Raw genomic sequence first — 12,251 nt, forward strand, 5'->3', positions numbered from 1 at the left:
AATGAAGACGCAGACCATTGCCCTGGCCGCTATTTTTATCAGCTTGTCCGCAATCGGCGGCATGGTGAAAATTCCGCTCGGCATCGCGTCGATTGCACTTGATGCCATGCCGGCACTCGTTGCCGCACTCTTTCTCGCCGCACCGCTTGCCGGTTTTGTCGCCGCGGCAGGTCACTTATTATCGGCTTTATTCGCCGGCATGCCGCTCGGCCCGTTTCATTTATTGATCGCGCTGGAGATGTTTGCGGTCGTCTGGCTGTTCGCGAAACTGCATAGCAACGGCAAGACCTGGTGGAAATGGATAGCATTCATTATCGGAAACGGCGTGTTGGCGGCCGTGCCATTTTATTTCCTATTATCTCCTGCTTTTTTCTATGCCTCCGTCCCGGGATTGCTGCTGGCCGCATCGATTAATGCTGCAGTTGCTGCACTCGTCGCCCCGCTTGTTACAGCAGCTGCAAGGAGATTGGCCTGATGCGCAACGAATTGATGGTCGATGGGTTGGTCATCACGACGGATAACTCAGCCGCAATCGGAGAGAAGCCGCACGACATCGTAAACGTCCCAGATGAAGTCGCCGCGAAGTTCGCGACACGTGTCGCATTGGCAGAACAATGGGCGGCTGGAGGGGAAGCAACTGCCATCCTGCTCCATAATTTCAGTGGTGAAGAGCACTGGCCGCGTTATGTCTCAGGAATCACGCAATTATTTTCCGAGCTCGACATGCCGGTTCCGCCGGTTTCAGGAAGCACAGAAAGCAATATCGAGACGCTGCAATCGGCGCTGGCGGTGACGATCATCGGGCGAAAGCTTCGCATGCTCCCTGATCCGCATGAACTCGAATGGTTCATTTACGGAGAGCCGCTTGTTGGGGAAGCGGTCATCAATCATCCCGACCGGATCGCCGATTTGCGGATCGTAAAGAACGCATTCGACTGCAATCAAATCGAGCGAATCTGGCCGATTGGATCAGGGGGGATTGAGCGGGAAGCTGACAAGCTGTTCGGCTGCAGGATGCCGCTAGCACAAGGAATTGCCAAAGAAGCGTCCGGCGGTCCTGCGACTTGCTTGTTAGTTGGTCTCCAAACAAGCAAAGCCGAGAGAGCAAAACGCCTATTCGGAAAGCATTTTCGCGAATTAATTGAATAGCTCATGAGCCGCCTATCGAGCGGCTATTTTTTTTGGAAAAAAACAGCTGGAGAATGGAGTCATAAAGACCATCGTTGCAAAAGCAGCCGGATGATAGCTGCTTCAATTGTTTTGACAGGCAGGAATGCAGTGAGGGCGTGTGGAATATCAGTTATTGGAAATTATATTTCGGAAAGGCCATAGATTTCTATTGACTGAATGCTCATTCACTTTTAAACTAGAACATAGTATCGACATTCTGCCGCACTTCACGTAAACTTTGGAGTAGAATTGGGGATTTACACATTCAACAAGGGGGGACTACACGATGGAGTTTTTGCTCATCGCTAACTGGGTTTTATTTATACTTGTAACCGCTTACGCCGTTTACTTGTTCATCTACTTGCTGAAGTCGCGCTATGACTATATCAAGCTTGGCAAAAAAGTAGATTTTGAAGAAAACTTCAATGAACGGGTCCGCAAAGTAATGGTCAACGTGTTTGGCCAGAAGAAATTATTGAAAGATAAAAAGAGCGGTGCGATACACGTGATGTTCTTCTATGGCTTCCTGCTTGTTCAAGCGAGTGCCATCGATTTCATCATCAAAGGCTTGTCGCCTGATTCACATTTGCCGCTTGGCCCATTATATCCGGCATTTACACTATTCCAGGAATTCGTTACATTAACGATCTTGGTCGCTGTCGTCTGGGCATTCTATAGACGTTATATCGAAAAACTGGTTCGCCTGAAGCGCGGCTGGAAATCCGGCCTTGTGCTGATTTTCATCGGTGGTTTAATGGTCACCGTCCTTGTCGGGAACGGCATGAACATGATCTGGCACGGCCATGAAGGGGCTTGGACAGAACCTGTCGCAAGCGTCATCGGAGCGGCATTCGCTTGGCTTCCTGAAACGGCTGCAGCGACCATCTTCTACGTTATGTGGTGGGCGCATCTATTGTTCTTATTGACATTCTTGGTCTACGTTCCGCAATCCAAGCACGCACACTTGATCTTCGGACCGGTCAACACATGGTTCCACCGTTTGGATCATGTCGGCCGCTTGAAGCCAATTAATTTCGAGGATATGGAAGAAGAAAATGAAGAAGATCCAGATGCCATGCCAACATTCGGCGTCGGTAAAATCACCGATTTCACGCAAGCACAGATGATCGATTTCTACGCATGCGTAGAATGCGGACGCTGCACGAATATGTGTCCGGCTACCGGAACCGGCAAAATGCTGTCGCCGATGGACCTGATCACAAAACTCCGTGACAACCTGACGAACACGGGTGCTGTCATGACCCAGAAAAAACCGTGGGTGCCAGCGATGGCATTCAGCAATACGCAAGGAAACCAATTGGCGATGGCTGCAGGTGCTGAAGGCATCTCAATCGATGAACTTTACAGCCCGAGCTTGATCGGCGATGTCATCACAGAAGAAGAAATCTGGGCTTGTACAACATGCCGCAACTGTGAAGATCAATGCCCGGTCATGAACGAACACGTCGACAAAATCATCGACCTTCGCCGTTACCTGGTCATGACGGAAGGCAAGATGGATAAAGATGCACAACGCGCCATGACTAACATTGAAAAACAAGGCAATCCATGGGGCTTGAACCGCAAGGAAAAAGAAAACTGGAGAGACGCTCGCCCAGATATCTCGATCCCAACGGTCAAAGAAGTCAGCAAAGCTGGAGAAGAGTTTGAATACTTGTTCTGGGTCGGTTCGATGGGCTCATTCGACAACCGTTCACAGAAAATCGCGCTTTCCTTTGCACGCTTGATGAATGAAGCAGGCATCAAATTCGCGATTCTCGGCAATAAAGAAAAGAACTCCGGCGATACACCGCGCCGCCTCGGGAATGAATTCTTGTTCCAGGAACTTGCGACCGCCAATATCAAGGAGTTTGAAAAAGCGGGTGTCACTAAGATCGTCACGATCGATCCGCATGCTTATAATATTTTCAAAAACGAATATCCTGATTTCGGCTTTGAAGCAGAAGTCTATCACCATACAGAAATGCTCTTTGACCTTGTCCAGCAAGGCAAGTTGAAGCCGCAGCATGCAGTGAACGAGAAAATCACTTTCCATGATTCCTGCTACCTCGGCCGTTACAACGATGTATACGATGCGCCGCGTGAAATCCTGAAAGCGATTGAAGGCGTCGAGCTCGTGGAAATGAAACGTAATCGCCAAGACGGCATGTGCTGTGGAGCCGGCGGCGGACTCATGTGGATGGAAGAAGACGCCGGACACCGCGTCAACGTTGCCCGCACTGAGCAGGCGCTTGAAGTGAGCCCGACGATGATTTCTTCCGGATGCCCGTACTGCTTAACGATGCTGTCAGATGGAACGAAAGCGAAAGAAGTCGAAGAGCAAGTCGGCACATACGATGTCGCTGAACTCCTTGAGATGGCTGTTCTCGGAAAAGACGCACCACCAGTTGAGGAAATCGTACAATAAATAGATTTGCCAACTGACAGAAAATTGAGTAGAATAACAGCATAGAGAAAAAATGAAAGGGAGTGCTACACTCCCTTTTCTTATGTAATCAAGTCGAGCGAGCGTTCAGTCAACCAAGAAAAGCAAAACCAGCCGATTAGGTTCGACAGGCATAAGACGAACCGGCGAAGTGGCGCTATTTGCCACACAGCCGGGTTGGCTTATGACCCGAGAACCTGGCTGGAATTTGCTAGACACCAAGAAAAGCAAAACCAGCCGATTGTGGCTGAAAAAATTTTTATCGTTATGAAAACGTTTCCAAAATATGAGGAGGAATTGTAAATGGCAAAAACGGTCATCATTGATGGAGCACGCACAGCATTCGGGAAATTTGGCGGGGCACTCAGTTCATTCACAGCAAGCGACCTAGGAGCAGCGGCGATCAAGGAAGCGCTGAAGCGTTCAGAGGTAAAACCTGAAGATGTTCAAGAAGTCATCATGGGCAATGTCCTGCAAGCAGGCCAAGGGCAAATCCCTTCCCGCCAAGCGGCTTATAAAGCGGGCATTCCTTACAACGTCAAATCCGAAACAATCAATAAAGTATGTGCATCCGGTTTACGTTCTGTCACGCTAGCAGACCAAATCATCCGCTTAGGAGACGAAGAATTGATCGTCGCAGGCGGCATGGAATCGATGTCGAATGCGCCTTATTATTTGCCGAAAGCACGCTTTGGCCTTCGCATGGGCGATTCTCAAGTCATTGATGGCATGGTCCACGACGGCTTGTCATGTTCATTCCATCCAGACAAAGTGCATATGGGCACATACGGCAACTCAACGGCAGAAACCTTCGAGCTGACACGTGAACGTCAAGACGAATGGTCAGCCCGTTCACATGAACGCGCAATTAAAGCACGTGATCATTTTTCACAAGAAATTACGGCAATGGAAGTGCCTCAACGTAAAGGCGATCCAATTACAGTCGACCAAGATGAAGCGCCGCGTGAAGGCACAACATCTGAAGTGTTGGCGAAACTGCGCCCGGCATTCGGAAAAGACGGCACGATTACGGCAGGGAATGCACCAGGAATCAATGACGGAGCGGCAGCACTCGTATTGATGAGCGAAGAACGCGCCCAAAAAGATGGGAAAGCCGTATTGGCTCACGTCCTAGGACACACAGAAGTCGCGGTCGAACCGCACCGTTTCCCTGAAACGCCAGGGCTCGTCATCAATGAATTATTGAAGAAAACCGGCAAGACTTTGGAAGAAATCGATCTTTTTGAAATCAATGAAGCATTTGCGGCGGTTGCGCTGGCAAGCTCGAAAATTGCTGGTCTCGACGAAGAGAAAGTCAATGTCAACGGAGGATCCGTTGCACTTGGCCATCCAATCGGGGCGAGCGGAGCGCGCATCATCTTGACGCTCGCTTATGAATTGAAACGCCGCGGAGGCGGCATCGGAATTGCCGCTATCTGTTCAGGCGGCGGGCAAGGCGATGCAGTGATGATCGAAGTACCGAAGGAGGAAAACTAAAGATGTCTATCCAAAACGTCATGGTCATCGGAGCCGGCCAAATGGGCTCCGGTATCGCGCAAGTCTGCGCGCAAGCTGGATTTAACGTAAAACTGAACGATATGAAACAAGAAGCATACGAACGCGGAATCGCGAGCATCTCGAAAAATTTGTCGCGCAATGTCGAAAAAGGCCGCATGACAGAAGACGAGAAGTCGCAAGTACTTGGACGCATCCAATCTTCATTGGATTTGAAAGATGCACACGATGTCGACATCGTCATTGAAGCCGCTGTCGAGAACATGGAAATCAAATCGACGATCTTCAAGACTTTGGACGAAGTGGCACCGAAGCATGCCATTCTTGCATCGAATACATCTTCACTACCGATTACTGAAATCGCAGCAGCAACGAACCGCCCGGAACAAGTCATCGGCATGCACTTCATGAACCCGGTACCGGTGATGAAATTGGTCGAAATCATTCGCGGCCTTGCAACAACGGACGAAGTATATCAGGCAGTTGAAGACATGACGGTGAAATTATCGAAAACGCCAGTTGAAGTAAATGACTTCCCTGGTTTTGTTTCAAACCGCATTTTGATGCCGATGATCAATGAAGCGATCTTCACGCTGCAAGAAGGCGTCGCGACAAAAGAAGCAATCGACGAAGTGATGAAGCTCGGCATGAACCATCCGATGGGGCCTCTTCAATTGGCTGATTTCATCGGGCTGGATACGTGCCTTTACATTATGGAAGTGCTGCACGACGGTTTCGGCGACAGCAAATACCGTCCAAGCCCGCTCCTGCGCCAATACGTGAAAGCCGGCTGGCTCGGCAAAAAGACCGGACGCGGTTTCTACGAATACAACTAAGATCTAGGGGGAGCCTTAATGGACCTGCATTTTACAGACGAACAATTGATGATGCGCAATATGGTGCGCGATTTTGCAAAAGAAGAAATCATGCCTTTTATCGATCGCATGGAAGAAGGCGAATTCCCGACGGAGATACTCAAGAAAATGGGCGGGCTCGGATTGATGGGCATCACCGCACCAGAAAAATACGGCGGCTCGGAAATGGATTTCACATCTTACATCACAGCCATACACGAATTGTCTAAAGCGAGCGGCGTTATCGGCGTCATTTTGTCGGTTCACACTTCAGTCGGCACCAACCCGATCATCAATTTCGGGACGGAACAGCAGATTGCAAAGTACGTTCCGAAACTGGCGACGGGCGAATATTTGGGCGCATTCTGTTTGACAGAGCCATCGGCCGGATCCGATGCAGCGGCGCTGAAAACGCGTGCTGTTAAAAAGGATGGGAAATATATCCTGAACGGTTCGAAAGTCTATATCACAAACGGCGGCGAAGCAGACACTTACATCGTGTTCGCCTCGACCAATCCAGAAGCGGGCCCTCGTGGAGTTTCTGCCTTTATCGTGGAAAAAGATTTTCCAGGGTTTGTGGTCGGGAAAGACGAAAGAAAAATGGGGCTTCACGGTTCGCGGACCGTGCAGTTGACGTTTGAGAATATGGAAGTACCAGCTGAAAACCTGCTTGGGGAAGAAGGCAAAGGATTTTCGATCGCGATGGCGAACTTGAACGCCGGGCGCATCGGCATCGCCGCACAAGCTTTGGGCATCGCAGAGTCTGCTTATGACTACGCAGTAGCATACGCCAAAGAGCGTGAGCAATTCGGAAAACCAATCGCCCAGCAGCAAGGCATCGGGTTCAAACTTGCCGATATGGCGACTCAAGTCGAAGCGGCTAAACTTTTGGTTTATAACGCAGCCGATATGTACGCAAAAGGAATCGAGTGCAATAAGGAATCGTCAATGGCGAAGCTGTTTGCTTCAAAAGCGGCGATGGACATCACGACGGAAGCCATCCAAGTTTACGGCGGCTACGGCTACACGAAAGACTATCCGGTCGAGCGATTGTTCCGCGACGCCAAAGTCACAGAAATCTACGAAGGCACGAGCGAAATCCAACGCATCGTTATCAGCAAACAACTACTAAAATAATTGGGGGAAATAACACAATGAACTTTCAACTATCTGAAGAACATAAAATGATCCGTAAAATGGTCCGCGACTTCGCGAAAAACGAAGTGGCGCCGACAGCAGAACAGCGCGACGAAGAAGAAAGCTTCGATATGAAAATCTTCCATCAAATGGCGGAACTCGGACTGACAGGCATTCCGTGGCCGGAAGAGTACGGCGGTATCGGTTCAGATTACTTGGCATACTGCATCGCGGTTGAAGAGTTGTCCCGTGTGGACGGTTCTGTCGGCGTTATCTTGTCTGCCCACACATCACTTGCCGGATGGCCGGTCTATACATTCGGAACGGAAGAGCAAAAGCAGAAATACTTGCGCCCGATGGCTGAAGGCACAAAAGTCGGCGCTTACGGACTAACAGAACCATCTGCAGGGTCAGATGCAGGGAGCATGAAAACCAGCGCGAAAGAAGACGGCGACCATTATATCTTGAACGGTTCTAAAATCTTCATTACCAACGGTGGCATCGCTGATATCTACGTCGTTTTCGCCGTGACTGACCCAGACTCGAAACATAAAGGCACAACAGCCTTCATTGTCGAGAAAGATTTCGAAGGCTTCTCTGTCGGCAAGAAAGAGAAAAAACTCGGCATCCGTTCAAGCCCGACGACTGAAATCATCTTTGACAACTGCCGTGTGCCGAAAGAAAACGTGCTTGGCGAACTGGGCCAAGGCTTCAAAATTGCCATGCAGACGCTTGACGGCGGCCGCAACGGCATCGCAGCACAAGCTGTCGGAATCGCACAAGGCGCGATGGACGCAGCAGTCGATTACGCAAAAGAGCGTGAGCAATTCGGCAAGCCGATCGCAGCGAACCAAGGGATTTCCTTCAAGCTTGCGGATATGGCGACAGGCATCGAAGCATCTCGCCTATTGACGTACCAGGCAGCTTGGCTCGAGTCGAACAAATTGTCTTACAGCAAGGAATCCGCCATGGCAAAATTGATGGCTGGCGACACAGCGATGAAAGTGACAACAGAAGCGGTTCAAGTCTTCGGTGGCTACGGCTACACGAAAGATTATCCGGTTGAGCGTTTCATGCGCGATGCGAAAATCACTCAAATTTACGAAGGCACACAGGAAGTCCAGCGTTTGGTCATTTCCCGTATGGTCACGAAATAAACGGAGGGTCGGCCTATGACGAAAAAGCGTGAAATTCAGTCCTCCGTGAAAGACGAAAGCCTGATTGAAAAGCGCCGTGAACAGATGATCAGCGGCGCTGTCACGCTTTTTAAGGAAAAGGGCTTTCACCGGACGACGACGAGGGAGATTGCAAAAGCAGCCGGTTTCAGCATCGGCACATTGTATGAATACATTCGCACGAAAGAAGACGTGCTATATCTGGTGTGCGACTCGATTTACGACGAAGTCAACGCACGGCTCGACCGGCTGGATTTAGAGGAAGGATCGCTCGAGACACTGGTGAAAGCGCTCGAGCAATACTATACATTGATCGACGATATGCAGGATGAATTCGTCGTCATGTACCAGGAATCCAAATCCTTGCCGAAAGACGCGCTGCGTTATGTGTTGAACAAGGAACTCGAAATGACAGCCTTGTTCGAACGGCTGCTATCGAAATGCGCCGCGTCAGGGGAATTGTCCTTGTCGCAAAAAGAAATCGTCTTGGCTTCCCACCATTTGTTCGTGCAAGGGCAGATGTGGGCGTTTAGGCGCTGGGCGCTGGATGACTACACCATTGAGGAATTTATCGAAATGCAAACAAAGTTTCTGCTGCAGGGGATGGCAGGGGAAAAAATCACCATACAGGGGGCTTGACCATAATGGCTACTATACAAGAAAACACCACTTATCAGCCAAAGCACCATATCAGGTTCGTCACGGCATCGAGTCTTTTTGATGGCCACGACGCATCGATCAATATCATGCGCCGGATCTTGCAGGCAAATGGCGTCGAAGTAATTCACCTCGGGCATAACCGTTCGGTGGAGGAAGTCGTCAATGCAGCAATCCAGGAAGACGTCCAAGGAATTGCTATCTCTTCTTACCAAGGCGGCCATGTGGAATATTTCAAATACATGCATGACTTGCTTCAAGAACGCGGAGCTGGGCATATCCACATTTACGGCGGTGGCGGCGGTGTTATCTTGCCTCGTGAAATCCGTGAGCTTGAAGACTACGGCATCGCCGGCATCTTCTCACCTGAAGACGGCCGCAAAAAGGGCTTGCAGGGAATGATCGCGGAAATCGTCGAGGAATGCGATTTTTCCACAGCGAAAGAAGACATTTCCTTAGACGGTTTGACGGCTGAAAATCCAGTAGCGCTTGCCAACGTCATCACAACTGCAGAAGAAGCGCATACACGAAATCTCGATACGGGCGATTTGATGAAAGCGGTTCGTGAAAAATCGAAAAACACGCCGGTTCTAGGGATCACCGGAACAGGCGGAGCCGGGAAAAGCTCTCTGACGGATGAATTGATCCGCCGCTTTTTGACTGAGCTTCCGGACAAGAAAATCGCCATCCTGTCAATCGACCCGACGAAACAAAAAACGGGCGGAGCGCTGCTTGGCGACCGTATACGCATGAATGCCATCTTCAATAAACGCGTATTCATGAGAAGCCTCGCCACTCGTGGATCTAGAACAGAATTGTCCGCAGCGATCGGCGATGTGCTAGATGTCGTGAAAGCGGCAGGATTCGATTTGATAGTCGTGGAAACAAGCGGTATCGGACAAGGCGATGCTGAAATCGCTGGCATTTCCGATGTCTCGATGTACGTTATGACGAGTGAATTCGGTGCGCCGACACAGCTTGAAAAAATCGACATGATCGATTACGCCGATTTGATCGTTATCAATAAATTCGAACGAAAAGGCTCAGAAGACGCATTGCGCCAAGTCCAAAAACAGTATCAGCGTAGCCATCTGCTTTGGGAAAACGACCTTGACGACATGCCGGTCTACGGTACGATTGCAAGCCAGTTCAACGATAAAGGCACTAATGCTTTGTTCGCTGCACTTGTCGCGACAGTCAACCAGAAATGTGGCATGGACTGGGAAACGAGCTATGAAGCGTTTGCGAAAACGCAAAAAGAAAACCTCATCATCCCGAATGACCGCCGCTATTATTTGCGTGAAATTACGGATGCCGTTCGTGGTTACCATGCGAAAAGCGCAGAGCAAGCCGGATTTGCGCGTCGTTTGTTCCAGCTCGAAGGCGCCATTGAAGAAGTCCAAAAAAATGCGCCCGATGATGCACTCGTCCAGTCCTTGGAATCACTCGCCACAGGCGTCCGTGATGAATTGACAGCTGAATCAAAACGCATCCTTGATAACTGGAATTCCCTTCAAGAAGATTACGCAGGCGATGAATTGGTCACGAAAGTCCGCGACAAGGAATTGCGTACATTGCTGCGTACAGAAAGCTTGTCGGGCATAAAAGTGCCGAGAGTCGCATTGCCTAAATTCAAGGATTATGGCGAAATCTTGCGCTGGGTCTATGCCGAAAACGTGCCGGGTTCATTCCCATATACGGCAGGGGTGTTCCCGTTCAAACGCGCAGGTGAAGATCCAAAACGCCAGTTTGCGGGAGAAGGCACGCCGGAACGCACAAATAGAAGATTCCATTATCTGTCAAAAGGTGATGACGCGAAACGCTTGTCTACTGCATTCGACTCGGTAACATTGTACGGGGAAGACCCGGATCACCGCCCAGATATTTACGGAAAAGTCGGTGAATCAGGTGTTTCCATCTGTACGCTGGAAGATATGAAGAAACTGTATGACGGCTTTGACTTGTGTGCGCCGTCGACTTCGGTGTCGATGACGATCAACGGGCCGGCGCCGATCATCCTGGCGATGTTCATGAACACGGCCATCGACCAGCAAGTGAAAAAGCGTGAAGAAGAGCTCGGCCGCACATTGACCGTCGAAGAATTCACCGAGGTGCGTGAAGGTACGCTGCAAGTGGTACGCGGAACGGTTCAAGCGGATATTTTGAAAGAAGACCAAGGGCAGAACACATGCATCTTCTCGACAGAATTTGCGCTGCGTATGATGGGCGATATCCAGCAATATTTTATCGACCACAAAGTGCGTAATTACTATTCGGTCTCAATTTCCGGCTACCACATCGCGGAAGCTGGCGCGAACCCGATTTCACAATTGGCGTTCACCTTGTCGAACGGCTTCACCTACGTTGAGTATTATTTGAGCCGCGGTATGAACATCGATGATTTCGCGCCGAACTTGTCGTTCTTCTTCTCGAACGGTTTGGATCCGGAATACACGGTCATCGGGCGCGTCGCACGCCGCATTTGGGCAATCGTCATGCGCGATAAATACGGCGCGAACGAACGCAGCCAGAAACTGAAATACCACGTCCAGACATCTGGCCGCAGCTTGCACGCACAGGAAATTGACTTTAACGATATCCGCACGACTTTGCAGGCCTTGATGGCGCTTCAGGACAACTGCAACTCGCTTCACACAAACGCTTACGATGAAGCAATCACGACGCCGACGGAAGAATCCGTGCGCCGTGCGATGGCCATCCAGATGATCATCACGAAAGAGCACGGGTTGTCGAAAAATGAAAACCCGCTGCAAGGCGCATTCGTAGTGGAAGAGTTGACGCAATTGGTCGAAGAAGCCGTCATGACGGAATTCGACCGCATCAACGACCGCGGTGGCGTTCTTGGCGCGATGGAGACGCAGTACCAGCGTGGCAAGATCCAGGAAGAATCCATGCATTACGAAATGAAGAAGCATACTGGCGAATTGCCGATCATTGGGGTCAACACGTATTTGAACCCGAACCCGCAATCGGACGATGACATCAACGCGATGGAAATCGCCCGTGCAACGAAAGAAGAGAAAGAAACGCAAATCAACAATTTGCGTGCGTTCCAAGAGCGCAATCCTTCAGATGAAGCCTTGCAGCGCTTGAAACAAGTCGCGAAAGAAGGCGGCAATATCTTCGAGGAACTGATGGAGACTGTCAAAGTCGCAAGCCTTGGCCAGATCACTTCAGCTCTCTACGAAGTAGGCGGCCAGTACCGCAGAAACATGTAAGATCACATCCCTTTGCCTGGAAATGAACTGAGCCCCATTTAGTGGACGATTTAATAAA

The 12,251-nt window shown here is 50.1% G+C and carries 9 protein-coding genes; all 9 read left to right on the plus strand.

Annotated elements, in window-relative coordinates:
* Nucleotide 1: 1 nt before the first annotated feature.
* The 9 genes from ON064_RS07390 (at nucleotide 2) to icmF (ending at nucleotide 12,193) form a co-directional block, all read left to right on the plus strand.
* Nucleotides 2-475, plus strand: a complete 474-nt coding sequence (locus tag ON064_RS07390; RefSeq protein WP_274624260.1) for an ECF transporter S component — start codon at nucleotides 2-4, stop codon at nucleotides 473-475.
* Nucleotides 475-1,149 (plus strand): alpha-ribazole-5-phosphate synthase, encoded by a 675-nt coding sequence (locus ON064_RS07395; RefSeq protein WP_274624261.1) that lies wholly within the window; start codon nucleotides 475-477, stop codon nucleotides 1,147-1,149. Before ON064_RS07390 ends, ON064_RS07395 begins: the two co-directional genes overlap by 1 nt.
* Before the next feature lie 307 nt (nucleotides 1,150-1,456).
* Entirely contained in the window at nucleotides 1,457-3,598 is a 2,142-nt protein-coding gene (locus tag ON064_RS07400; protein WP_274624262.1) for a (Fe-S)-binding protein, read from the plus strand.
* Nucleotides 3,599-3,919: 321 nt separating this feature from the next.
* Nucleotides 3,920-5,113: an acetyl-CoA C-acetyltransferase gene (locus tag ON064_RS07405; RefSeq protein ID WP_274624263.1), complete on the plus strand. Its 1,194-nt coding sequence runs from the start codon at nucleotides 3,920-3,922 to the stop codon at nucleotides 5,111-5,113.
* Between the two features lie 2 nt (nucleotides 5,114-5,115).
* Nucleotides 5,116-5,967, plus strand: coding sequence for a 3-hydroxybutyryl-CoA dehydrogenase (locus ON064_RS07410; protein WP_121298372.1), 852 nt, complete (start codon nucleotides 5,116-5,118; stop codon nucleotides 5,965-5,967).
* Between the two features lie 18 nt (nucleotides 5,968-5,985).
* Nucleotides 5,986-7,122 (plus strand): acyl-CoA dehydrogenase, encoded by a 1,137-nt coding sequence (locus ON064_RS07415; protein ID WP_274624264.1) that lies wholly within the window; start codon nucleotides 5,986-5,988, stop codon nucleotides 7,120-7,122.
* Between the two features lie 17 nt (nucleotides 7,123-7,139).
* Nucleotides 7,140-8,279, plus strand: a complete 1,140-nt coding sequence (locus ON064_RS07420) for an acyl-CoA dehydrogenase (protein ID WP_274624265.1) — start codon at nucleotides 7,140-7,142, stop codon at nucleotides 8,277-8,279.
* Between the two features lie 15 nt (nucleotides 8,280-8,294).
* Nucleotides 8,295-8,936: a TetR/AcrR family transcriptional regulator gene (locus tag ON064_RS07425; RefSeq protein ID WP_274624266.1), complete on the plus strand. Its 642-nt coding sequence runs from the start codon at nucleotides 8,295-8,297 to the stop codon at nucleotides 8,934-8,936.
* A gap of 5 nt (nucleotides 8,937-8,941) precedes the next feature.
* Nucleotides 8,942-12,193, plus strand: a complete 3,252-nt coding sequence (icmF, locus tag ON064_RS07430) for a fused isobutyryl-CoA mutase/GTPase IcmF (protein ID WP_274624267.1) — start codon at nucleotides 8,942-8,944, stop codon at nucleotides 12,191-12,193.
* Nucleotides 12,194-12,251: the final 58 nt, after the last annotated feature.

The sequence above is a fragment of the Planococcus sp. A6 genome, from assembly GCF_028823615.1.
Taxonomy (GTDB): domain Bacteria; phylum Bacillota; class Bacilli; order Bacillales_A; family Planococcaceae; genus Planococcus.